23 protein-coding genes and 1 pseudogene are annotated in these 24,050 nt (G+C 31.2%); 22 read left to right on the forward strand and 2 right to left on the reverse strand.

What is annotated here, in order from left to right; all coding sequences use genetic code 11:
* Positions 1–131 precede the first annotated feature (131 nt).
* The 6 genes from dhaK (at position 132) to HMPREF2642_RS06275 (ending at position 5,129) form a co-directional block, all read left to right on the forward strand.
* On the forward strand, positions 132–1,100 hold the full coding sequence (gene dhaK, locus HMPREF2642_RS06250; protein ID WP_002433253.1) for a dihydroxyacetone kinase subunit DhaK: 969 nt from the start codon (positions 132–134) through the stop codon (positions 1,098–1,100).
* A gap of 41 nt (positions 1,101–1,141) precedes the next feature.
* Positions 1,142–1,717 (forward strand): dihydroxyacetone kinase subunit DhaL, encoded by a 576-nt coding sequence (gene dhaL / locus HMPREF2642_RS06255; RefSeq protein ID WP_030059161.1) that lies wholly within the window; start codon positions 1,142–1,144, stop codon positions 1,715–1,717.
* 2 nt (positions 1,718–1,719) lie between these two features.
* Positions 1,720–2,097: a dihydroxyacetone kinase phosphoryl donor subunit DhaM gene (gene dhaM, locus HMPREF2642_RS06260; protein ID WP_002433105.1), complete on the forward strand. Its 378-nt coding sequence runs from the start codon at positions 1,720–1,722 to the stop codon at positions 2,095–2,097.
* 63 nt (positions 2,098–2,160) lie between these two features.
* The gene (locus tag HMPREF2642_RS06265) at positions 2,161–2,661 is read left to right on the forward strand and encodes a hypothetical protein (RefSeq protein ID WP_002433134.1); all 501 of its coding nucleotides are present in this window, start codon (positions 2,161–2,163) and stop codon (positions 2,659–2,661) included.
* Between the two features lie 174 nt (positions 2,662–2,835).
* Complete coding sequence (locus HMPREF2642_RS06270) at positions 2,836–3,903, forward strand: YkvI family membrane protein (RefSeq protein WP_002433414.1); 1,068 nt, start codon at positions 2,836–2,838, stop codon at positions 3,901–3,903.
* 176 nt (positions 3,904–4,079) lie between these two features.
* Entirely contained in the window at positions 4,080–5,129 is a 1,050-nt protein-coding gene (locus tag HMPREF2642_RS06275; protein WP_002433382.1) for an alpha/beta hydrolase, read from the forward strand.
* Positions 5,130–5,340: 211 nt separating this feature from the next.
* On the opposite strand, the gene HMPREF2642_RS06280 is transcribed toward HMPREF2642_RS06275, so the two are convergent.
* Complete coding sequence (locus HMPREF2642_RS06280) at positions 5,341–5,847, reverse strand: GNAT family N-acetyltransferase (protein WP_002433205.1); 507 nt, start codon at positions 5,845–5,847, stop codon at positions 5,341–5,343.
* A gap of 120 nt (positions 5,848–5,967) precedes the next feature.
* Here HMPREF2642_RS06280 and graX point away from each other — a divergent pair, with 120 nt between their 5' ends.
* The 7 genes from graX (at position 5,968) to HMPREF2642_RS06315 (ending at position 13,644) form a co-directional block, all read left to right on the forward strand.
* Positions 5,968–6,891, forward strand: a complete 924-nt coding sequence (graX, locus tag HMPREF2642_RS06285; RefSeq protein ID WP_002433148.1) for an auxiliary protein GraX/ApsX — start codon at positions 5,968–5,970, stop codon at positions 6,889–6,891.
* Between the two features lie 16 nt (positions 6,892–6,907).
* Positions 6,908–7,582, forward strand: a complete 675-nt coding sequence (graR, locus tag HMPREF2642_RS06290; protein WP_002433229.1) for a response regulator transcription factor GraR/ApsR — start codon at positions 6,908–6,910, stop codon at positions 7,580–7,582.
* Positions 7,575–8,615 carry a histidine kinase GraS/ApsS gene (gene graS / locus HMPREF2642_RS06295; protein WP_002469826.1) on the forward strand — a complete coding sequence of 347 codons (1,041 nt, stop codon included), beginning with the start codon at positions 7,575–7,577 and terminating at the stop codon, positions 8,613–8,615. Before graR ends, graS begins: the two co-directional genes overlap by 8 nt.
* Before the next feature lie 144 nt (positions 8,616–8,759).
* The gene (gene vraF / locus HMPREF2642_RS06300; protein ID WP_002433512.1) at positions 8,760–9,521 is read left to right on the forward strand and encodes an ABC transporter ATP-binding protein VraF; all 762 of its coding nucleotides are present in this window, start codon (positions 8,760–8,762) and stop codon (positions 9,519–9,521) included.
* Positions 9,511–11,400, forward strand: a complete 1,890-nt coding sequence (locus HMPREF2642_RS06305) for an FtsX-like permease family protein (protein ID WP_023350706.1) — start codon at positions 9,511–9,513, stop codon at positions 11,398–11,400. Before vraF ends, HMPREF2642_RS06305 begins: the two co-directional genes overlap by 11 nt.
* A 601-nt stretch (positions 11,401–12,001) precedes the next feature.
* Positions 12,002–12,619 carry a DUF47 domain-containing protein gene (locus tag HMPREF2642_RS06310; protein WP_002433514.1) on the forward strand — a complete coding sequence of 206 codons (618 nt, stop codon included), beginning with the start codon at positions 12,002–12,004 and terminating at the stop codon, positions 12,617–12,619.
* 14 nt (positions 12,620–12,633) lie between these two features.
* Entirely contained in the window at positions 12,634–13,644 is a 1,011-nt protein-coding gene (locus HMPREF2642_RS06315; protein ID WP_002433186.1) for an inorganic phosphate transporter, read from the forward strand.
* A gap of 294 nt (positions 13,645–13,938) precedes the next feature.
* Here HMPREF2642_RS06315 and HMPREF2642_RS06320 read toward each other — a convergent pair whose 3' ends face one another.
* On the reverse strand, positions 13,939–14,748 hold the full coding sequence (locus tag HMPREF2642_RS06320; protein WP_002433301.1) for a LysM peptidoglycan-binding domain-containing protein: 810 nt from the start codon (positions 14,746–14,748) through the stop codon (positions 13,939–13,941).
* Between the two features lie 429 nt (positions 14,749–15,177).
* Between HMPREF2642_RS06320 and HMPREF2642_RS06325 the strand changes: the two genes are divergently transcribed.
* From HMPREF2642_RS06325 to HMPREF2642_RS06365, 9 genes and pseudogenes are all read left to right on the forward strand, one after another.
* Positions 15,178–15,837, forward strand: a complete 660-nt coding sequence (locus HMPREF2642_RS06325; protein WP_002433380.1) for a Bax inhibitor-1/YccA family protein — start codon at positions 15,178–15,180, stop codon at positions 15,835–15,837.
* A gap of 282 nt (positions 15,838–16,119) precedes the next feature.
* Positions 16,120–18,279 (forward strand): helix-turn-helix transcriptional regulator, encoded by a 2,160-nt coding sequence (locus tag HMPREF2642_RS06330; protein WP_070597730.1) that lies wholly within the window; start codon positions 16,120–16,122, stop codon positions 18,277–18,279.
* A gap of 125 nt (positions 18,280–18,404) precedes the next feature.
* A pseudogene (locus tag HMPREF2642_RS06335) lies at positions 18,405–18,766 on the forward strand (MarR family transcriptional regulator).
* Between the two features lie 303 nt (positions 18,767–19,069).
* A complete protein-coding gene (locus HMPREF2642_RS06340; protein ID WP_070597731.1) occupies positions 19,070–19,786 on the forward strand; it encodes a YebC/PmpR family DNA-binding transcriptional regulator in 717 nt (238 codons plus the stop codon).
* Complete coding sequence (locus HMPREF2642_RS06345) at positions 19,786–20,253, forward strand: cupin domain-containing protein (protein WP_030059146.1); 468 nt, start codon at positions 19,786–19,788, stop codon at positions 20,251–20,253. Before HMPREF2642_RS06340 ends, HMPREF2642_RS06345 begins: the two co-directional genes overlap by 1 nt.
* Before the next feature lie 415 nt (positions 20,254–20,668).
* The gene (locus tag HMPREF2642_RS06350; protein ID WP_002433428.1) at positions 20,669–21,274 is read left to right on the forward strand and encodes a ribonuclease FAU-1 family protein; all 606 of its coding nucleotides are present in this window, start codon (positions 20,669–20,671) and stop codon (positions 21,272–21,274) included.
* Between the two features lie 92 nt (positions 21,275–21,366).
* Entirely contained in the window at positions 21,367–22,221 is an 855-nt protein-coding gene (locus tag HMPREF2642_RS06355) for a LysR family transcriptional regulator (protein ID WP_002433389.1), read from the forward strand.
* Positions 22,222–22,345: 124 nt separating this feature from the next.
* Positions 22,346–23,503, forward strand: a complete 1,158-nt coding sequence (locus tag HMPREF2642_RS06360; RefSeq protein WP_176744846.1) for a sugar efflux transporter — start codon at positions 22,346–22,348, stop codon at positions 23,501–23,503.
* Between the two features lie 6 nt (positions 23,504–23,509).
* A complete protein-coding gene (locus HMPREF2642_RS06365) occupies positions 23,510–23,998 on the forward strand; it encodes a DUF456 domain-containing protein (protein ID WP_030059142.1) in 489 nt (162 codons plus the stop codon).
* Positions 23,999–24,050: the final 52 nt, after the last annotated feature.

Genomic DNA, 24,050 nt, shown 5'->3' on the forward strand with positions numbered 1-24,050 from the left:
ATATAAGTATGAACCCTCTTATTAATTAGTAAACATGATTTGTGAACATTTTATTGAAGACACACTTAATATTAGCGATTGTCTATAAAGCTGTTTTATACTGATGATAAATTGATAAGGAGGGATTTTTTATGAAGAAATTAATAAAAGATAGACAACAGTTTTTAAGTGATATGTTAGATGGCTTAAAAGTAGCAAATCCTGAATTAGATGTAATTGAAGATACAGTTGTAGTACGAAAAGATAAAAAACAAAATGGTGTAGCACTTGTATCAGGAGGTGGAAGCGGTCATGAACCTGCACATGCTGGTTATGTCGCGCAAGGTATGCTTGATGCTGCAGTTTGTGGTGAAGTTTTTACTTCTCCAACTCCAGACAAAATTTTAGAAGCTATTAGGGCCGTTCACACTGGTGATGGTGTTTTACTCATTGTTAAAAACTATGCTGGTGATGTGATGAACTTTGAAATGGCCCAAGAAATGGCTGAAATGGAAGATATTCAAGTTGAAACAGTAATAGTTAGAGATGATATTGCGATTAGTACGCCAGAACAAAGAAGAGGTGTAGCTGGTACAGTTTTAATTCATAAGTATGCAGGCTTTTTATCTGAAAAAGGAGTACCATTAACTGAAATAAAAGAAAAAGTAGAGTTAATGATGTCTGAAATAAAAACAATTGGTATGGCTTTAACACCTCCTATGGTTCCAACCACAGGTCAATATGGGTTTGATATTGATGACAATGAAATGGAGATTGGTATCGGCATCCATGGTGAAAAAGGTTTGCATCGTGAAGCTATACAACCAGTAGATCAAATTGTTTCAACATTAGTAGAAGAATTAGATAAAGAAATATCAGGAGAAGAATTTATAGTAATGGTTAATGGTATGGGTGGCACACCACTATCTGAACTCAATATTGTAACTAAATATCTCAAAGATTTATTTGATAAGAAGCATTATGGGGTAAAACATTGGTATGTAGGTGATTTTATGACATCACTTGATATGCAAGGCTTTTCTATCACATTAGTTCCTGCTAATGAAGAGTGGTTAACAGCATTTTTAGCACCTACAACAAGTCGTTATTTTAACTCATAAAAAATAATTGTGAATAAATATACAATATAGAGGTGTTAGCTATGAATGTAGAAAAAATGAAAACTCAATTATTAAGTTTAGCGGATACTTTTAAAGATAAAGAATCAGAATTGACCGATTTAGATAGATCGATAGGTGACGGTGACCATGGCGTAAACATGGAAAGAGGTTTCTCTCATTTGAAAGATAATATCGATGATAAAGATATGGCTTCATTGTTTAAATCAACTGGAATGACATTGATGTCTAACATTGGCGGAGCATCCGGACCATTATATGGCTTTAGTTTTGTCAAAATGTCTAGTGTTGTTAAGGATGAAATCGATAAGGATAACCTAAAAGTATTATTAAAAACATTTGCAGATGCAATAGCTCAAAGAGGTAAAGTTGAATTAAATGAAAAGACTATGTATGATGTTGTCGAAAGGGCAAGCGAAGCGCTACAACATGATGAAAAAGTGACCTTAGATAAATTACAAGGTTATGCTGACGATACTAAAGATATGACAGCGACGAAGGGTAGAGCTGCTTATTTTAAAGAGGATTCTAAAGGTTACATTGATCCGGGTGCACAAAGTATGGTTTATATACTTAATGCTTTAATAGGAGATGAGTAAATATGCCTACAATAGTGTTAGTAAGTCATAGTGTTGATATCGCAAACGGGACGAAACAATTGCTTGAACAAATGGTGAGTGACGTTGACGTCTTAGCATGTGGTGGCACAGATGATGGTGGTATAGGTACTTCTTTTAATAGCATCCAAGATGCAATCAATCATTTAGAAGACGATGCGTTATGCTTTTTTGATTTAGGATCTGCTGAGATGAATTTAGACATGGCAATAGAAATGTATGAAGGCGACCATCAAGTTTTAAAAGTTAATGCGCCACTCGTTGAAGGTAGTTTTACTGCGTCTGTTAAGCTGTCTACTGGTGGTAGTGTTGAAGAAGCAATTGAAGAAGTTTATCGTACGTCTTTTTCAAGTGAAAATTAACTAAAATTATGATATTATAGTTATAATTGTTAAATAAAATCTGGATAATAGGAGGACATAGCCATGCAACACCTTATAAAGAGACATGTATTGAATGGCGAATTCGAGCAGATACGACAATTAATGTCCGAAACAGATTTTATGGAATTTGAAGAGGCATATATTTCTAGCGCTCATGAAGTAGAGAGTATGATGTTTTATACATGCATTTTAGATTTAATTAGAAATGAAGAAACATCTGAATTGCATGATTTAGCATTCTTACTACTTGTTTATCCGATGAGTGAATACGAAGGTGCTTTAGATTCTGCATACTATCATGCTGAGTCTTCCATAAAACTCACTAACGGAAATGAAGTTAAAAGTTTACTACAAATGCTATTGCTTCACGCAATTCCAGAGCCTGTTATTTCTGATAAGAAAGCATTTGATGTAGCTAAACGTATTCTTAAACTTGATCCTAATAATAATGTAGCACGTAATGTGCTTAAAGACACTGCAAAACGTATGGACAACATTGTTGTCGATATTAATGAATTAAACAAACATAGAGATGCACGTTAGTTAAACGTATTTATCTCTTTATAATGCCATTAGAGTTACCACACTTTAATGGCTATTTTTATACAAATTTCCCTACTTTTATGCATTAATGTATAAGTCTAATAGGTGGGGTTGAAAATAAAAAACAGTACGTTATAATTCTCACTGTGAAAATCTAAGGAGGTAATTTTTTAAATGGGGCTGAATAAAGAAGCAATAAAAATAGGATTTGCTTATGTCGGCATCGTTGTAGGGGCAGGATTCTCAACTGGTCAAGAAGTTATGCAATTCTTTACACCTTTTGGTTTATGGTCTTATATCGGTGTTTTAATCTCAGGTTTCATTCTAGGATTTATCGGTAGACAAGTAGCTAAAATTGGTACAGCCTTCGAAGCTACCAATCATGAATCTACTTTACAATATGTATTTGGTGAGAAATTTAGTAAAGTATTTGACTATATTCTAGTCTTCTTCTTGTTTGGTATCGCTGTAACAATGATTGCCGGTTCAGGATCAACGTTTAACCAAAGCTTTCATATACCTACTTGGCTAGGCGCCTTGATCATGACAATTGTAATTTATTTAACATTATTACTTGATTTTAATAAGATTGTTAGAGCTTTAGGGATTGTTACACCATTTCTAATTATAATGGTTATCCTTATTGCAGTTTATTATTTATTTACTGGTGATATCTCAATTGCCCAAGTAAATAATACAGTACCAGAAACAAGTGCATGGAAAGGTATATTCTGGGGACTTGTATACGGAGGTCTTGCTTTTGCAGTTGGCTTTAGTACAGTCGTTGCTATTGGTGGCGATGCGTCTAAGCGTAGAGTTTCAGGTGCTGGTGCGATGTTCGGTGGCGTTATTTATACCATCTTACTTGCACTAATTAACTTTTCACTACAAACAGAATATCCAAAAATTAAAAACGCAGATATTCCTACATTAGACTTAGCCAACTCAATCAATCCATGGATTGGTTTAGTATTAACTGTTATTATGTTAGCTGTAATGTATAACACTATTTTAGGACTTTGTTATTCATTCGCGGCACGTTTTACTGAACCATATAGCAAGAAATATCATATCTTTATCATTATTATGATGATTGCAGCTTATGTTTTAAGTTTCGTAGGATTCGCAGATTTAATTAACGTGTTATATAAATTTATGGGCGTTGTTGGTATGTTTATCGTTGTAGCAGTACTAATCAAGTACTTCAAACGTAAAAATGATGACAAGAAACACATTGCATAAGTTGTTATTTCGTATACACTTTACAATTTAAAATGATTGATTTAATCTTAAAAGCAATTCATCTTTCAATTAAAAGGTGAATTGCTTTTTCTTTATTTTTCAGAAAAAGTTAATGACCTAAGTCATCTAAGATATAAATTATTGAAAGAAGTCATGATTTGAGAGGATTACCAATAATGAAAGAAAAATATAAATGGTTGTTGATAACGTTATTCATCGTCATAATCATTGCAATCGTCTTGGGTTTTCTTTTGAAAAATCACTATGATAAAGGACAGGAAAAACAACAAGGTAGAGAGCATGTTCAAATTAATAATAAGAGCGTGAAATTATTTCAAAATATTTCTTATGGCGAAGGACTACCTAATAGTAAATTAGATATTATTACGCCTTCTGATATGAGTAAAGATACCAAATTGCCAGTAATTTTTTGGATGCATGGTGGTGGTTTTATAGCAGGTGATAAGCAATATAAAAATCCACTTCTGTCTAAAATAGCTGAACAAGGATATATTGTAGTAAATGTGAATTATGCGTTAGCTCCACAATATAAGTATCCAACACCGCTAGAGCAAATGAATGAGGCAGTTAAATTTATAAAGCAGAATAAACACGAACTACCCATTGATTTCAACCAAGTTGTTATTGGTGGTGATTCAGCAGGAGCTCAATTAACGAGTCAGTACGTTGCAATGCAAACTAATAAAAGTTTACGCAAAGAAATGAATTTCAAACAACAATTCAAGCCATCACAAATCAAAGCAGCTATATTCTTTGGTGGTTTCTATGATATGAAAACAGTGAAGGCAACAGAATTTCCAAGAATTCAATTATTTATGAAAAGCTATACAGGTATGAATAACTGGGAAACTAATTTTAAGAATTTATCTCAAATGTCGACGATAAATCAAGTCACTAAACAATATCCACCAACTTACTTATCAGTTGGAGATGCTGATCCATTTTATAGTCAAAATGAAGAATTCTATAAAGCACTTAAATCAGAAAATGTACCTGTAGATACGCTATTTTATGATGGAACACATCATTTACATCATCAATATCAGTTTCATTTAGATAAACCAGAATCAAAAGAGAATATTAAAAAAGTATTGTTATTTTTAAGTAGAAATACTTCATCTTCCGGCGTTGAAAGTGGAGAATCAACAGATGTGAAATCCGGTAATCAAACAAATAATAGTGTATCGCTATATCCATTTGAATAATATAAAGAAGGCAAATCGTTAAGGTTAGTTTAAAGCCTAACGATTTGCCTTTATTTTATCAATTAAATAAGGTATGAATGCATATAGTTTTTAAATACTCACTAAGAAATTTTGGATTAGAATAAAACTCAAGTAAAAGAGTCAAATTCACAACTTATAGTTATTATTTAAAACTTGTAATATGTGGTAAAATTTAAAATAAGACTAAAAATTAATTTAATATTTTAGCCATTACGTACTCATTGAAATAACGACCATTTATAAAAAGTTTATCTTTAAGTTCACCTTCGATAGTGAAACCTGTACCTTTAAAAAGTTCAATAGCTCGTGAATTTTCAGTGACAACTGTAGCTTCTATGCGTCTAATATTATGATTAAGTGACCAAGCTTCGATTGAATTGATGAGCGCTTGACCAACACCATGTTTTTGATAATACTTTTTTACACCAAGATAGACTACAGCCTCATGTTGTGTACGTTCGAAAGTCTCTGTATTCACAAATGCGTAACCAACGAGTTGTTCGTCACTTTCTGCTACAAAAATTGCTTTTGAAGGTGTTGTGATGTAACTTTCTAAACTTTGACTAACAGAAGCAATGCTTGGTGAATACTCACCAGGGTTATAAAACGTAAAATCTGATTCATCATAAATTTTGCTTAACAAATCTATAAAGTTTTCAACGTCTTTTATACTAATCTCACGAATTACGTGGGCCATGAAAACACTCCATTTTTCAATTAAGTAAATAGTTTCCTTCATTATAGTATAGTTTAAAGTTTTATGCTTGAATCAGTGATATTTTATTAATTATTAGAAAAAGTTAAGGAGTCGATAACCATGAAGCCTAAAGTTTTGCTTGCAGGTGGAACCGGCTATATCGGTAAATATTTGAGTAGAGTAATAGAAAAAGATGCTGAGCTTTACGCATTATCTAAATATCCTAAACCTGATAAAGGATCTACAGAAGAGATTACATGGTTGAAGAGTGATATTTTTAATTATGAAAATGTAGTTCAATCTATGGCAGGCATGGATGTAGCTGTGTTTTATTTAGATCCAACTAAAAACTCTGCAAAACTAACTCAAGCAACCGCTCGTGATTTAAATTTAATAGCTGCAGATAACTTTGGTAGAGCAGCAGCAATAAATCAAATTAAAAAATTAATTTATATACCTGGAAGTCGTCACGACAATGAAACGATGGAAAGATTAGGCGCTTATGGTGCTCCTGTAGAACGTACAAATGTAGAAGTGAAACGTCCGCATATTAATGTTGAATTACAAACTTCCAAATATGATGATGTTCGTACAGCGATGAAAATGGTCCTGCCGAAAAAGTGGACTTTGAATCAACTTGTAGACTACTATAGTCAATGGTTAGATGAAACTAAAGGTACGTTTGTACATACCAAAAAAGAAGATGAAGATTATATTATTTATCGTAAAAATAGTAGAAAACCTTTAGCAATTTTTAAGAAAAAACAGACTGCCGAAGATATCATTACGTTACATCTTGTTGGTGGTAAGTTAGCCAAACCCAATCTTAAAAAGCAAGGTAAGTTAGAATTTAGACTTCTTAAAGGAACGTCTTTAGTGATGGTTCACTTATATGATTATATACCTAAATTATTCTGGCCGATTTATTACTTTATTCAAGCACCTATTCAAGGTTTACTTATGCGAGGGTTTGAGATTGATTGCAGGATTAAGCATTTTCAAGGACGTGTTCAATCAGGTGAGAAATTTAAATATACTAAATAATTTCAGGTGATTTGTTATGCAAATACTATTGGTCGAAGATGACAATACGCTATTTCAAGAATTAAAAAAAGAATTAGAGCAATGGGATTTCAACGTAGTAGGTGTGGAAGATTTTGGTAATGTAATGGACACTTTTGAGAGATTTAATCCAGAAATCGTTATTCTAGACGTTCAACTCCCTAAATATGACGGGTTTTATTGGTGTAGAAAAATGAGACAAGAATCAAATGTTCCTATCTTATTCCTCTCATCAAGAGATAATCCAATGGATCAAGTTATGAGTATGGAACTCGGTGCAGATGATTACATGCAAAAACCTTTCTATACTAATGTACTTATTGCGAAGTTACAAGCTATTTATAGACGTGTCTATGAATTTGGCGTCGAAGAGAAACGCACTTTAAATTGGCAAGATACTGTAGTGGATTTATCAAAAGATAGCATTCAAAAAGCCGACAAAACAATCTTCTTATCTAAGACAGAGATGATTATTTTAGAGATGCTTATTAATAAAAAGAATCAAATTGTGACACGAGATACGTTGATTACAGCACTATGGGATGATGAAGCGTTTGTGAGTGATAATACACTTACCGTTAACGTGAATCGCCTTAGAAAAAAATTGGCAGAAATTGGTATGGATGATGCGATAGAGACGAAAGTCGGTAAAGGATATATGGCTCATGAATAACTTTAAATGGTTTTGGTTATTTGTTAGGTCTCGGAGTAATTGGATACTATGGATTATATTTTTAAATGTAATTATGTTGGGTATCGCCTACATTGATTATGATATTTCAGTTGAGAGTGTAGGCTATATTGTTGTGCTCAATCTAGGATTAAGTGTCCTTTTCTTAATATTTACTTTCGTAAAGGAAGTCCGCTTGTCAAAGCACTTTTATAAAAACAAAGAAATAGAGGAAATCAAACATAAAGATTTAGCGGAAACGCCATTTCAACAACTAACAATTGATTACTTATATCGTCATATCACAGCACAAAAAGATCAGGTCGTTGAGCAACAATTACAAATTAATAACCATGAACAAACAATCACAGAGTTTGTACATGATATTAAAACACCTGTGACAGCAATGAAATTATTAATCGATCAAGAAACCGATGAACAACGTAAAAAAGCGTTATTATTTGAGTGGTCGAGAATTAATGAGATGTTAGATAAGCAATTATATTTAACGCGTTTAGAATCAAAGAATCGTGATATGTACTTCGATCATGTGGAGTTAAAACGTATGGTGATTGATGAAATACAATTAACACGTCATATCAGTCAAGCGAAAGGGATAGGATTCGATCTAGACTTTGAAGATGTCGATAAAGTGTTTACAGATGTGAAATGGTGCAGAATGATGATTAGACAAATTTTATCTAATTCATTGAAATATAGTGATAATACTACAATTGAATTATCAAGTTATATGAAAAATGGTCACGTTGTTCTAAAAATTAAAGACCATGGAAGAGGAATAAGTAAGAAAGACTTACCTCGTATATTCGATAGAGGATTCACATCTACTCTTAATCGAAATGAAACAGCTTCTTCGGGGATGGGGTTATATTTAGTGAATAGTGTTAAAGATCAATTGAGCATTGGCGTGAAGGTTAAGTCTGTAGTAGGCGAAGGCACTACATTTTATTTAATTTTCCCTCAACAAAATGAAATTGTAGAGCGCATGTCTAAAGTGACAAGATTGTCATTTTAAACATGCGTTTTGTTACTTACAATTATCACAATTGTAATTTTTAGTCGTTATAATATAAGTGTATAAAGTGATGATAATTTGAACTTGTTTAGCTTTGGCTGAATTAGAGAGCATAAATGTTTAAAGTAAGTCAGGAGTGATGATTTGACTATATTAGAAGTTAAACAATTGTCAAAAATATATGGAAGTAAAAATGTAGCTCAAGAAGTATTAAAAGATATTAATTTGAGTGTAGATGAAGGCGAATTCATCTCAATTATGGGACCATCTGGTTCAGGGAAGACAACATTGTTAAATGTCCTAAGCTCAATTGATTATATGACAAAAGGTTCAATTACATTGAATGGTAAACAATTAGAAAGATTATCTAATAAGCAACTTTCTGAAATAAGAAAAAAAGATATTGGTTTTATCTTCCAAGATTATAATATCCTACATACTTTAACGGTAAAAGAGAATATTATGCTACCTTTATCTGTTCAAAAAGTTGGAAAAGAAGAAATGGCTAGACGTTATAATCGAATTGTTGAAGCGTTAAATATTAGTGATATTAGTGATAAATATCCATCCGAGTTATCTGGCGGCCAACGTCAACGTACTTCTGCAGCAAGAGCATTCATTAATTTACCTTCAATTATATTTGCTGATGAACCAACAGGAGCTTTGGATTCTAAAAGTACTCAAGACCTACTCAAAAGATTGACCTATATGAATGAAAGATTTCAAACAACGATTATTATGGTTACGCATGATCCAGTTGCAGCAAGTTTCTCAAATAGAGTCGTTATGCTAAAAGATGGACAAATTTTTACTGAAATATATCAAGGTGATGATGATAAACAAACTTTTTATAAAGAAATTATCAGAACACAAAGTGTACTTGGTGGAGTAAATTATGAGTTTTAATCAGATTATCTTTAAAAACTTTAAGCAAAATATTGCGCGTTATGCCATTTATCTATTATCACTAATTATAAGCGTGGTATTATATTTTAGTTTTGTTACATTAAAATATGCTCACCATCTTCATGGAAATCAATCCTACCCGATTATTAAAGAAGGTTCTCAAGTTGGTAGTTATTTTCTTTTTATAATTATTATTGTATTTCTACTTTATGCAAATTTTTTATTTATGAAAAGACGAGGGCGTGAGCTTTCACTTTTACAAATTATAGGACTAACGCGATCAAACATAATGAGAATGATTATGCTTGAGCAATTAATGACATTTGTAATAACAGTAATTATTGGTATTGCTGTAGGTATTTTTGGTTCGAAAATACTTTTAATGATTGTGCTTCGATTACTGGGCATAAATATTAGTGTGTCTATTATTTTTAATTTTCATGCAGTGTTAGAGACTCTTTTACTCATTTTGGTAGCGTATATACTTATTATTATTCAAAGTTACATTTTTATACGTAAACGTTCGATTCATGAGCTTGCACATGATTTTACTAAAAAAGAAGTAAATGATACTAAAATTACATTGAGTGAAGTTATCTTAGGTTTACTTGGGATTATTATGATTTGTGTTGGATACTTTTTATCAACTAAATTAGTTGAAAATGTTGATTCAATTTTACAACCTTTCGTTATTCTATTTTTAACTGTTTTAGGATCATACTTTTTCTTTAGAAGTACTGTATCTTTAATTTTAAAAACTATACAATACTTTAGAAATGGCAATGTCAGTGTGACAGATGTCATGTTTACATCATCTATCATTTACCGTATCAGAAAAAATGCTTTTTCATTAACGGTGATGGCAGTTGTGTCGGCGATTACAGTTTCTGTGCTATGTTTTGCGGCTTTAAGTAGAAGTACTTTAACGAATGAAGTCTTACTAAGTTCACCTCATGACGTCACTTTGAAAAGTCAAAAGCAGGCAAATCAGTTAGCATATGAATTAAACAATCGTAACGTTGAACATTACTATAATTATAAAGAAGTTGTCTATGCTCATTTGTATAAAGATCATATGTTTACAGAAGGTATTTCAAGGCCAAGTGTGATTGCTGTAACAAGTGATAAATACATCCCTAATGTTAATATTGGTAGTGGTCAAACAGATATCATAGTCCCTAGAGGTTCAATTAAAGATGTAGTTAAAGTTGATCGTAAAGGTTCAACTCTTATAGGTACAAAAAATAATTATGTTAAAGTAAAACTCAGAAAAGCAATTAATAAAGTTTACTTTATGTCTAGTGTAGATTTAGGTGGAGCAACACTCGTGTTAAATGATGAGGATTATCAGAGATTGAGAGAACACGCTAAAGGAAAACATATTGTATCTCAATATGGGTTTGATATAAAACACAAAAAGGACTTACCTGAATTGGAGAAAATCGTCCAAAGTATTAGTAAAGATATTGAAACACGTAGTGAAGCTGCAAGTGAAATATCGAGTTTAACTGGCGTACTATTATTTGTAACATCATTCCTAGGAATAACGTTTTTAATTGCTGCTGGCTGTATTATATATATTAAACAAATTGATGAAACTGAAGATGAGTTAGAAAACTATTCTATATTGAGAAAACTTGGTTTTACGCATCAAGATATGGCAAAAGGGTTGAAGTTAAAAGTCATTTTTAATTTCGGTTTACCTTTGATTATTGCGTTATTACATGGTTATTTTGCGTCGATTGCCTACATGCATTTAATGGGTGTAACTAATCAATTACCTATATTTATTGTTATGGCTTTATATACAGGTATTTACGCAGTGTTCGCGATTATAGGCTATAATCATTCTAAGCGAACAATTAGACATTCAATTTAATTCACCTATTATAGAATAGAATATTATGATTTATGAGGCTTAGCATCACAAGACAATTTGATGCTGAGCCTTAATTTATGGATAATGGTTATTTTTTAAATCACATAGCTTAAATAAATGCATTTGGAAGTGCATGTTTAGTTACATATCAATATTGTTTAGCATCATTTTATAAATATTTGAATTTTAAGAGAGAAATCGTTAACTTTGTAATGGAGTAGAATTTAAGCGCTCTAATTAATTTTTTGATTGATTTCTAAAATTAGAATTTCGTTTTAGAATTTGATCACTAATTTAAAAATAGGACTATGAACATCTTATTCAGGAAAATATGTAAAGTTTAAGTTTCTTATTTGTTAAGAATTTGTAAATAGAATTGTAGTTATGTAAATTTTGTGCTATTTTCAAGTAGGGACAAAACGGGATATTTAAGAACATCAGCTTGTTTTAACTTTATAATTAATTTACATATTTTTTACAATAAGAGTATTGCTTACTACTTTTTTCTGAAAATTGTAAATATGTTCCTAAACCACTTGTCTTACGGATTAAAAATTTATGAATGTGATTGGTGACAATCGCTCAAAATGGAGGATTTTGAATGTTTAGTAAGAAAAAGGATAAGTTCATGGTTCAATTAGAAGAAATGGTATTCAACCTAGATCGTGCAGCAATTGAATTCGGAAAAATGGATTTCAACACACATTTAGATTTGAAAGCTTATTCTGATAATATTAAAACGTATGAGTCACATGGTGACGAGTTGATGCACCAAGTTATTACTGACTTGAATCAAACGTTTATTACACCAATCGAACGTGAAGATATCCTATCTTTATGTAATGCAATCGACGATGTTTTAGATGCGATGGAAGAGACATCTGCTATGTTTGAAATGTATTCAATTGAATATACAGATGAATACATGGCTGAATTTGTTGAAAATATTCAAAAAGCAGTTGCTGAAATGAAGTTAGCAGTAGGATTATTAGTAGACAAAAAATTATCTCACATGCGTATTCATTCTATTAATATTAAAGAATTTGAAACAAATTGTGACGGAATCTTAAGACAGTCAATGAAACACATCTTTAACAGTGAAACAGATCCAATCACATTAATTAAAATAAAAGATATTTATCAAAGTATGGAAGAAATTGCTGATAAATGCCAAACAGTTGCTAATAACTTTGAAACTATAATTATGAAAAATAGCTAAGGGAGTCCTCATTTATGTCATATATTTTAATCGTCACGATAGCTATAGTTATATTTTCATTAGTATTTGACTTTATCAATGGTTTCCATGATACTGCCAACGCTGTAGCAACTGCTGTTTCTACAAGAGCTTTAACTCCTAGATCTGCTATTTTATTAGCAGCAGTAATGAACTTTATTGGTGCCTTAACATTTACTGGGGTAGCCGGAACAATTACAAAGGATATTGTTGATCCATTTAAATTACAACATGGTCTAGTTGTTGTTTTAGCAGCAATTATTGCAGCAATTATTTGGAACTTAGTAACTTGGTTATATGGTATTCCAAGTTCTTCATCACATGCATTAATTGGGTCAATTGCTGGTGCGGCTATAGCTTCTCAAGGTTCATTTGCAGTACTACATTATCAAGGATTCACGAAGATAATTATTGTATTAATTATTTCACCAATCATTGCATTTTGTGTTGGTTTTATTATGTATTCTATCGTGAAAGTCGTATTTAAAAACGCAAATTTAACACGTGCAAATCGTAACTTTAGATTTTTCCAAATCTTTACTGCAGCATTACAATCATTCTCACATGGTACGAACGATGCTCAGAAATCAATGGGGATTATCACTTTAGCATTAATCGTTGCGAATCTTCAGACTGGTTCAAGTGTAGAACCTCAGTTATGGGTTAAAATTGCTTGTGCCACTGCAATGGGTCTGGGTACAGCAGTAGGTGGTTGGAAAATCATCAAAACTGTTGGTGGTAACATTATGAAAATTCGTCCGGCTAACGGAGCAGCAGCAGATCTTTCTTCTGCATTAACAATTTTCGTAGCGTCATCACTACACTTCCCGTTATCAACAACTCACGTTGTCTCTTCATCAATCCTTGGTGTAGGCGCTTCTAACCGCGCTAAAGGTGTAAAATGGAGTACAGCTCAACGAATGGTTATTACTTGGGTAATTACGTTACCAATTTCAGCATTATTGGCTGGCATTGTGTACTTTATCATGCATCTATTTTTAAAATAAGATATAACATAGCAATATTAGATATAAAGACTTGTAACTTTAATAAGCTTATAAGTAGCAAAATACCAACAAAATCAAAGGTTTTGTTGGTATTTTTGTGTTTTGAATAATAAATTTGTGAGGGGGATTAATGTTTATACCCAGGAAATATTTAACTGAATGGTTAAATTTTTCATTATTATTAGTAATGGCGGAGTATAAATAACTACGACATATATAATAGAAGAGAATTTGGCATAAAAAACCACTTAAGACGGGTAGATGCCTTAAGTGGTAATCAATAAATCTATTGAATTAATGAATATAAGCGTAAAGTGATACTTCTGAAGCTGGAATTGTACGATAATCAGAGTTGTATGGTCCATTAGTATAGTTCATTTCTGAGATTAGAATACTTCCGTCTCCATTAACTCGTTCAACATAAGCAACATGACCGTATGGTCCTGGAGTGCTTTGCATAATAGCACCTACAGTTGGGTTATTATCTACTTGATAACCATCATTTGCTGCGTTTGCTGCCCAATATTTAGCATCTGACCAATATGTGCTAATTGGTTTACCAGCTTGTGCACGTTTATCGAACACGTACCAAGTACATTGACCTTCAGTATATAAGTTTTGGTGGTTAAATGAAGGTGAGTTGTAATCATTTCCTGTAGATGGAGTAGCTGTACCAGCTGCACCAGCGCCTGATCCACCATTAGGTACTTTTAATGTTTGGCCAGGTGTAATTAAATAACCATTTAAATTGTTTGCTTTCATTAAAGCGTTAACTGAAACACCATATTTATTGGCGATAATGTTTAATGATTCTCCAGCTTTTACAGTGTGTGTAGAAGCTGAACCTGTGTTAGAAGAAGCGTTTGAATTAGAGCTTTGTGAAGCACTTCCACCTACATTAATAACTTGTCCAGGGAACACCATGTTATTATTTAAATTATTATTTTGTTTAATGTTTTCTACTGAAGTATTATATTTTTGAGCAATACTCCATAAAGATTCTCCTGATTTAACTTTATGCTGGGTTGAAGCTTCAGCATCATGATGTGAAAGTACTGCGGCTGCACCTGAAGCGGCTGTTACTGCAAAGGCTAACTTTTTCAAAGTGACTCCTCCTTAAATGTAATTAAATTAAATTGATTGTGTTTATTATGTAGACATTTGTCCCCACAAGTCTTAAAACATGAACCTAACTCTTTAATTACTTTTGACTATACTTTCTTATTACGTACCCAATACTAACAAAAATAATAGCCTCTGTGGGCTTTGTTATTATCTTGTAATATTGTTAACAATTTTTACGAAAAGTACATATAACCTGTATTAGTTGATTTTAAAGGATTTATAGACTTTTTTGATTAAAATTAATTCATGAAAGTTTTATAAATTGTAATAAAGTAATATTAATTATAGATAAGTTTTCGGAAACTTCTTTATATTTAGATATTACTAAGTTAAACACTTTAGAATTTTTATTGGTTATTGTAAACTTTTAGTAATTGAGAATTTTTTAGTATAAAAGGAGATTAAAAAATGTCCCAATCGACTCAAAGTGCAAACAAATCACAAAATCACTCTAAAGATAAGCACCAATCCCATGCTTACGGTAAGGTATGGCTGTTCTTTATGTACTATTGGATTATTTTTGGAATAGGTTGTTACTTCGGTCAATACTTACCTATGTCTTGGAGAAAACCTCTATCTATAGCGTTATTTGTTATTTTACTGGCTACATTATTTATAAAACGGGCGCGTAAATATGGTCTCATCATCTCGCATATATACGCTATTATTGTCGGACTACTTTCATATGCGATGTTTACTGCATATCTACAAAATTTAGGTGCAGAAGTATTTTATAAAAATATTTTACTTGCAATAGGTGCATTTATAGCGTTTGGTATTGTAGGGTATTTCTTAATTAATGACGCATCAAGTATGGGAAAATATTTATTTGTTACTTTAATAGCATTAATTATTGCTAGTTTAATAGGATTATTTATTCATAACCCTATATTCCATACTGTAATCACAGTTATTAGCTTGTTATTGTTCCTATTATATACACTTTATGATTTCAATAGGATGAAAAGAGGTCAGTTTTCACCACGAGAAATGGGCTTTAACCTATTTATCAATTTATTAAATATAATAGAAGATATACTAAGATTAGCTAATCGTTTCAAAAATTAAATCTATAATGTTTAATATTCAAGATGTGGGCGTATTTCTTCCTAATGAGAGCATTTGAGTTATTAAATGGCTTGATAATTGTTTGAGTTATGGAATTTTAACGCCACATCTTTTTTTAATGTATAATTAGATAGAACAGATACATAAAAAATAATTGATTATATATATAATTTCGCTTTTGATATAATTTTCATATTGTGTTAAATTGGCGTTTATCGAATGTGAACAATGGTTAAGTATTATTTATAGTAGGCTATTTAAAATAGGAAAAGAGGTAAAGTAATGTCACATTCCTGTTTGCATATACTTTCTAAGAACGAGTATTCAACAACAAGATGCCAAGATGGGATACTCTTATTTTGGCCAATTGAGGGAAGTATGCATCTTCAACAATTCAGAAAGCAAAGAACGATTAATAATGAATTATATATTGTTAATAATATGGATGTTTTTGGAATCAATGACAATGGAACTACATTAGAAATGTACATTTCTAGTGATTGGTTTGCAGAATTAGGATATGCATTTTTTGATTACCACTACACTGCTGAGTTGATTAAATCTACAAATGAAATTAAATATTTGATGGCTCAACTTGCATTAAATTATATTGATGGGAACACTGAAAAAGAATATGAACTTATTAATAAAATTGTTGAAATGCTTGCTCAGGAAGCGAGTATAGATAAAAAAATAGCCGAAGATCAATACATTTATGCCTTTTATGGTGACTTAAAAGATGAATTAGATTACATATACAATCATATGAGTGAAAGGTTAACTTTAAGAGATATCTCGAACCAACTCTACATATCAAAATCTAATCTGTCTTCTCAATTTCACACTCTAATGGGAATGGGGTTTAAAAAATACGTTGATACATTGAAAATTAGTAAATCTATAGAAATGTTATTAACCACGAATAAAACGATTAGTCAAATTAGTGATGCACTAGGATTTAGTAACGCCTCGACTTATTCTAAATTATTCAAGAATTATCTAAGTGTGACACCTAATGAATATCGGACTATGAAAAAATATGATAAATATAATGGTTGTACAGATGAAACGGTGCCAGAAAACAAAAAAAGGCCATTAAAAAAACTCATCCGTTCAGTTATACCTAACGATGTTTCAGATATATATGATGAAATTAGAATTGATAATTCACAAATTGTAAATGCTTCTCCTTTTTATTCAGTCATCCAAATTCATACTATTGAAGAAATGAAGTTGCTATTTTTAGAAGGACTTTATCAGAAAATGGGTTATGAAGGGTCTAATATTATCTTCTACTTTATGCCTTATTTATATGAGTATGGCAAATTATTAACACAAAATGAAAAAAATTATATTAGCCAAACTATTATTGAAAATGATTTACATATAGCTTTCAATGTTAATGAAATTGAACATATAAATGACTTAATAGAGAGTTTTAAAACAAGTCTTAAGCAATTGGACAAGAAAAATCACAATTCTAATTATGAGATTCAATTTATTTTCAATTTAAATGATAAAGATATACGTAGTGTATATAGAGATATTTTAAAAATGCAGAATACACACATAAATTATACTATCGGTTTAGATATTAGTTGTATGGTCGACGATCCAGCTCAATTTAAATCTTTAGAAGCGCAAATTAAAAGACTAAAATTTGATTATCTCTATATAGACAATGCACAATTGACATCTCCTTATTTAATGGATAGCAATGAAGGTCTTCTATTGAAAAATGTTCTACAGTTGAAACACTTAAGTGTAAATTTAAATCAATTTGATTTTAGTAAAGAAAACCTCATCTTTTTAAACTTAGTTAATCACCAACTGTTAAATAATGAAGAGATTGATTTAAGTCATAGTGCACCACTCTTATATCTGTCTGTTATTAAATTAAAAGAGCATTTTTCAGGGTACGGCTTAAATTTATTTTCTCATCCAGATTTATTTAATTCTGTTCATTTATTTGATGAAAATGGTTTTAAAACAACATATGGGTTAATATTTAATGATTTAAGTTGGATGATTAATCAAAACAAAGTTAAAAATGGGTTCTATAACATTATTGATAGTAGCGATAGATATCTCCTTTATTTATATGATTGGCGAGTAGTTGAAAGCGAATCAAGCATAGACAACTTTAATAATATTGATATTTACATTAATTTTTGTGAAGAAGAACTTAAAGATGAATATATATGTATGATTGTAAAAGTTGATAATGAGAGTGGGAACATTAATCATATTATTCCACCTAATTTACGGAATAAATATCAATGGTCTACTAAATTTTTAATCAAAGTAGAAGATAATTTTAGACCTAATATTGAAATTTTTGAGCATGATTTTACAGAATCGTCATTAAAGCTAAGCTTGAAGTACAATTCGGCTTATCTTGTAAAAATCTATAAAAAAAATAACAAAATAAAAAAGGCGTAACACAATTCAATTTAAATTTATTGGTAATTTTGACATATGATTAAAAACAAATGCCAAAGACAATTATCCAGATATTTAGGATAATGTTACTATACATTGTCTAGATATATTTGGAGGTGCGCGTCTTGAATGAACAGAAGCTAGAAAAACTACTAGGATTTTACAAACAATATAAAGCATTATCTGAATATATAGATAAAGAATATAAGTTGACATTAAATGATCTTGCTGTACTAGACTTAGCTAGAAAGTATTGTTCGGATGAACAAATACTTATGCAATCATTTTTAAAAATGATTGCATAAGTGAATTAGAATTAAGTAGAACAAAGTTACTAGTATCAATTCGAAGATTAATAGATAAAGAGAAATTAAGCAAAGTAAGATCAACTAGAGATGAAAGAAAAATTTTTCTATATATGAGTGAAGAAAACTTGGAAATATTTAATGCTTTATTTGATGACGTTGAAAACTTTTTAAATATCTAATTGAGGGTGTCGATTTATAAATATTATAAATCGACACTTTTTATGTTTATTCCATGTATACATACATAAGTATTATGCTAGATAGAGACTGATATAAATCACAAAATTTTTAGCACAAAGATGAGAGGAACTAAAAAAGCATCTTTGTTTTTTAATAATAATTGTAGAAAACAGAATAAATTCAGTTAAATATCACTTTAAAAATATTGATATAGCAGTAGTTTACATCTGTTTAAGAGATTTTACAAAAATTACTGCTAAATATATAATGAAGAACATAGAGTACGAAAGTGAGATGACATTATGGGACGTAAATGGAACAACATTAAAGAGAAAAAGGCCCAAAAAGATAAAAATACGAGTAGAATTTATGCCAAATTCGGCAAAGAAATATATGTAGCAGCAAAATCTGGAGAACCTAATCCAGAATCTAACCAAGTACTAAGATTAGTATTGGAACGTGCTAAAACATATTCAGTACCTAATCACATTATTGATAGAGCTATTGATAAAGCTAAAGGTGCTGGTGAGGAAAATTACGATCATTTAAGATATGAAGGCTTTGGACCAAGTGGTTCAATGTTAATTGTTGATGCCTTAACAAATAATGTGAATCGTACAGCTTCAGATGTGCGTGCAGCCTTCGGTAAAAATGGCGGAAATATGGGTGTTTCTGGTTCAGTAGCTTACATGTTTGATCATACAGCGACTTTCGGTGTAGAAGGTAAATCTGCAGATGAAATCTTAGAAACATTAATGGAACAAGATGTTGATGTGAGAGATGTCATTGATGAAGATGGATTAACAATTGTTTATGCAGAACCTGATCAATTTGCTCAAGTTCAAGATGCTTTACGTGAATCTGGGGTTGAGGATTTTAAAGTAGCAGAATTTGAAATGTTGCCTCAAACAGATATTGAGTTATCTGAAGAAGATCAAGCCACATTTGAGAAGTTAGTGGACGCACTTGAAGATTTAGAAGATGTTCAAAACGTATTCCACAATGTAGATTTAAAATAATGAAAACTTCAAAAGAGTGGATTCAAGAACTTAAATTAATAGCTCATCCTGAAGGCGGTTATTATAGAGAAACACTACGTGAAGATACGCTTAATAGAGCACCTTATAGTAGTATATATTTCCTCTTAACACATGACAATATTTCTCATTTTCACCGAATTGACGCAGATGAAGTATGGTATCATCATGCCGGAGAAACATTAACTATTCACATGATTACACCACAAGGTAAGTATCGTAGTGTGAAATTAGGTCAAAATATATCCGCTGGAGATGTATTACAATATTGTGTTCCTAAAGGTACAATATTTGCATCTTCTATAGATGATAATGAGGGTTATAGCCTTGTCGGATGCATGTGTCAACCTGCCTTCGAATTTGAACATTTCGAATTGTTGAAACAAGACCAATTGTTAAAGCATTATCCCGACTTAGAAAATATTATAAGAAAATACGCTGTATTGTAATAAATGAAGCCTTTAAATGGATTTAAACTTAGTCCGTTTAAAGGTTTTTTTAATATAAATTAAACTTTTAGTGTCAAAATAAGTTTGTTAATTGGCTGAGTCAAAGAGTTTTTTCGCAACATCTACAATATATTCAAGTTCTTTCATTACTTTTCTTCAATTAATTTATTTCTTTCTTTTGTTGAGGCAAAATAACATTTAAGACTTACCACTCATTAATTAGAAAATTCTGGAAATATCTAGAGTTAATATTAAAACATAGTAACATTATCAATTTTAAGTAAATTACATCAATTTATAGTAAAATAGTTTTAATATAATTTTGAAAATAACAGTGTAAAAGTCATTAATCTAAAAACATTAAGATGACATTAACTAACCAGTTTTATATAATAAAAATAAGGAGTTGGTGACTGTGAAAGTAAAATATATAGACAAACGTCACTGGCGTCGCCTGGTAGAGAGAGAGTATACAGAGGTTAAAGTTAATAATAATAGATTTAAAGGTATTATCGGCTTGGTCACGATGAAAAAGGTTCGTGAGCCTTTAGAGGTGACGGTAGTTGGACAAAACATAATAGTTGCAGATGACAATTATAGATGGTTGCAAATACTACCAGAAAAAAAGCGATATAGTATTACAGTCATGTTTGATGATAAAGGTAATCCGCTAGAATATTATTTTGATATTAATATTAAAAATATCACTCAAAAGGGAAATGCACGTACGTTAGATTTATGTTTAGATGTGCTGGTGTTACCTACTGGGGAATATGAACTTGTAGACGAAGATGATTTGATGTATGCCTTGCAAAATAAGCAAATTTCTAAGAAACAATATCATGAGGCTTATATTATTGCTCATCAATTAATGATTGAAATAGAAGAGAACTTTTCAGAGGTTCAAGACAAGGTCATGCATTGTTACAATAAAATTTATCATAAATCTCTAAGAAATAAGCATAAACGTCCTTTTAAACCCAAAAATAAGCATAAACATCACCGACGTAAAGCAAAGTAATGACATTAAAAGGATATGTGGTTGAAGGTTAATCAACTAAAGCTAAATCATCATAGCAAAGATTTAAGGATAGAAATATTTAGGGGGACGCTATGAAAATTGATGATTATCGTTTACTCATCACTCTAGATGAAACAAAAACGTTACGTAAAGCGGCAGAGATATTATATATTTCACAACCAGCTGTAACTCAACGTTTAAAAGCGATTGAGGGTTCGTTTGGAGTAGAAATATTTATTCGTACAAAAAAACAATTGATCACTACAACTGAAGGCGCTATGATTATTGACCATGCGCGTGATATGTTGAAACGTGAACGTTTATTCTTCGATAAAATGCAGGCACATATCGGAGAGGTGAATGGTACGATTTCAATAGGATGTTCGTCTTTAATCGGCCAAACGTTATTACCCGAAGTATTGAGTTTATACAATACACAGTTTCCTAACGTAGAAATCCAAGTTCAAGTAGGATCTACTGAACAGATTAAAGCAAATCATCGAGATTATCACGTCATGATTACCAGAGGGAATAAAGTCATGAATCTATCTAATACACACCTATTTAATGATGACCACTACTTTATTTATCCCAAAGATCGACGTGAGGATGTTACAAAGTTACCATTTATTGAATTTCAAGCAGATCCTATTTATATTAATCAAATTAAGCAATGGTACAATGATAATTTAGGTCAAGATTATCATGCAACGATAACGGTGGACCAAGTTGCAACTTGTAAGGAAATGCTTTTAAGTGGTGTGGGGGTAACGATTTTACCTGAAATTATGATGAAGCATATCGATAAAAATATGTTTGAATTTGAGAAGGTTAGTATTGATGAAGAACCTCTCATACGCTCAACTTATATGAGTTATGATGGAAGTATGTTGCAACTGCCTCAAGTAGATTCATTTGTAAATCTAATGTTGAATTTTATTCGATAAATTTTTAAAAGGTATTGCCATTTAGTCTATTTTAAAAAAAGTACAATTTAATAAAAGAATAGAGGTTTGAAAATTGTTTACAGCACTGTTTCATATTAAAAACTATAAACTGTTTGTTGTGAATATGATGCTACTCGGCATGGGTATAGCAGTGACTGTACCATACCTCGTCTTATTCGCTACAAAAGATTTAGGAATGACAACAACTCAATATGGTTTATTATTAGCATTAGCTGCAGTTAGTCAATTCGTAGTGAATTCAATTATTGCTAGGTTTTCTGATACACATAATGTTAATAGGAAAGTCCTTATTATTAGTGCACTATTCATGGGTGCCGTAAGCTTTTCTATTTATTTTTATGTTCATCAAATCTGGTTATTTATAGTTCTATATGCAATTTTCCAAGGTTTATTTGCTCCAGCAATGCCGCAATTATATGCTTCTGCAAGAGAGTCAATTAATATCTCAAGTTCGCGAGATCGTGCGAAGTTTGCAAATACCGTGTTACGTTCCATGTTTTCATTAGGATTTTTATTTGGTCCTTTTATAGGGTCACAATTAATCGAATTAAATGGATATTCTGGGTTATTTGGTGGAACGGTAGCTATTCTATTGTTCACCTTAATTCTACAAGTCTTTTTCTATCAGAATTTACCAGTTGAATACCAAGTCTCATCGCAACATCATGTTGAGAAATCCGCTCCAAATATGTTTAAAGATAAAGCATTATTTATTCCGTTTATCGCGTTTATTCTTTTACATATTGGACAATGGATGTACACGATGAATATGCCATTATTCGTCACAAATTATCTAAGAGAACGTGATAGTTATGTAGGATATTTAGCGAGTTTATGTGCTGGTCTTGAAGTGCCTTTCATGGTTATATTAGGTATTATATCAGCCAAATTTCCAACACGAACTTTACTACTTTTTGGTTCGCTCTTTGGCGGCGCATTTTATTTTAGCATTGGTGTATTTAAAAACTTTTACATGATGTTAGCTGGTCAAGTTTTCTTAGCAATTTTCTTAGCTATACTATTAGGATTAGGAATTAGTTACTTTCAAAATATTTTACCTGATTTCCCGGGTTATGCCTCTACGTTATTTGCGAATGCAATGGTTATAGGTCAATTATGTGGAAATTTATTAGGTGGCGTTATGAGCCATTGGGTTGGTTTGGAAAATGTCTTTTTTGTATCAGCGACGTCAATTCTAATTGGTATGATACTTATTTTCTTTACAAAAGATCAAAAAATAACTGAAGAAGATATGGAGTAGATTTAGATGACAGCAGTTTTATGGATAATTATTATCCTCATGTTTGTCTTAGCATTTGTAGGCTTAATTAAGCCGATTATTCCATCAATGCTAGTCATGTGGATAGGTTTTTTAATTTATCAAATAGGTTTTAACGATGGCCGTTTATCATGGATATTTTACGTAGCTATGATTTTATTTACTTTATTTATTCTCGTGGCTGATTTCATGATGAATAAATACTTTGTTAATCGATTTGGTGGAAGTAAAGTGGGCGAGTATACTGCGCTTGTAGGTGTTATCGTTGGGTGTTTCGTATTTCCACCATTTGGCATAATATTAGTTCCTTTAATTGCAGTATTTGTTGTGGAATTATTAAATGGTTTTGATTTTAAGAAAGCTTTAAAGGTGAGTTTAGGCTCTGTTGTAGCTTTTCTAGCTAGTACAGTAGCTCAAGCAATCATTATGGTCATTATGGTAATCTGGTTCTTTGTAGATGTGTTCTTAATTAATTAATGCTTTGTTGAAAATAAAAGACTTACTTTCAGTAAAATTCTCCCGTGGGAAG

Origin of the sequence: Staphylococcus sp. HMSC055A09, assembly GCF_001809655.1 — a bacterium.
GTDB lineage: Bacteria > Bacillota > Bacilli > Staphylococcales > Staphylococcaceae > Staphylococcus > Staphylococcus capitis.

Excerpts from the sequence above, each read along its gene's own strand:
- dhaK (WP_002433253.1), top strand. The coding sequence starts at position 132 with ATGAAGAAATTAATAAAAGATAGACAACAGTTTTTAAGTGATATGTTA.
- dhaL (WP_030059161.1), top strand. The coding sequence starts at position 1,142 with ATGAATGTAGAAAAAATGAAAACTCAATTATTAAGTTTAGCGGATACT.
- dhaM (WP_002433105.1), top strand. The coding sequence starts at position 1,720 with ATGCCTACAATAGTGTTAGTAAGTCATAGTGTTGATATCGCAAACGGG.
- HMPREF2642_RS06265 (WP_002433134.1), top strand. The coding sequence starts at position 2,161 with ATGCAACACCTTATAAAGAGACATGTATTGAATGGCGAATTCGAGCAG.
- HMPREF2642_RS06270 (WP_002433414.1), top strand. The coding sequence starts at position 2,836 with ATGGGGCTGAATAAAGAAGCAATAAAAATAGGATTTGCTTATGTCGGC.
- HMPREF2642_RS06275 (WP_002433382.1), top strand. The coding sequence starts at position 4,080 with ATGAAAGAAAAATATAAATGGTTGTTGATAACGTTATTCATCGTCATA.
- HMPREF2642_RS06280 (WP_002433205.1), bottom strand. The coding sequence starts at position 5,847 with ATGGCCCACGTAATTCGTGAGATTAGTATAAAAGACGTTGAAAACTTT.
- graX (WP_002433148.1), top strand. The coding sequence starts at position 5,968 with ATGAAGCCTAAAGTTTTGCTTGCAGGTGGAACCGGCTATATCGGTAAA.
- graR (WP_002433229.1), top strand. The coding sequence starts at position 6,908 with ATGCAAATACTATTGGTCGAAGATGACAATACGCTATTTCAAGAATTA.
- graS (WP_002469826.1), top strand. The coding sequence starts at position 7,575 with ATGAATAACTTTAAATGGTTTTGGTTATTTGTTAGGTCTCGGAGTAAT.
- HMPREF2642_RS06305 (WP_023350706.1), top strand. The coding sequence starts at position 9,511 with ATGAGTTTTAATCAGATTATCTTTAAAAACTTTAAGCAAAATATTGCG.
- HMPREF2642_RS06310 (WP_002433514.1), top strand. The coding sequence starts at position 12,002 with ATGTTTAGTAAGAAAAAGGATAAGTTCATGGTTCAATTAGAAGAAATG.
- HMPREF2642_RS06315 (WP_002433186.1), top strand. The coding sequence starts at position 12,634 with ATGTCATATATTTTAATCGTCACGATAGCTATAGTTATATTTTCATTA.
- HMPREF2642_RS06325 (WP_002433380.1), top strand. The coding sequence starts at position 15,178 with ATGTCCCAATCGACTCAAAGTGCAAACAAATCACAAAATCACTCTAAA.
- HMPREF2642_RS06330 (WP_070597730.1), top strand. The coding sequence starts at position 16,120 with ATGTCACATTCCTGTTTGCATATACTTTCTAAGAACGAGTATTCAACA.
- HMPREF2642_RS06340 (WP_070597731.1), top strand. The coding sequence starts at position 19,070 with ATGGGACGTAAATGGAACAACATTAAAGAGAAAAAGGCCCAAAAAGAT.
- HMPREF2642_RS06345 (WP_030059146.1), top strand. The coding sequence starts at position 19,786 with ATGAAAACTTCAAAAGAGTGGATTCAAGAACTTAAATTAATAGCTCAT.
- HMPREF2642_RS06355 (WP_002433389.1), top strand. The coding sequence starts at position 21,367 with ATGAAAATTGATGATTATCGTTTACTCATCACTCTAGATGAAACAAAA.
- HMPREF2642_RS06360 (WP_176744846.1), top strand. The coding sequence starts at position 22,346 with ATGATGCTACTCGGCATGGGTATAGCAGTGACTGTACCATACCTCGTC.
- HMPREF2642_RS06365 (WP_030059142.1), top strand. The coding sequence starts at position 23,510 with ATGACAGCAGTTTTATGGATAATTATTATCCTCATGTTTGTCTTAGCA.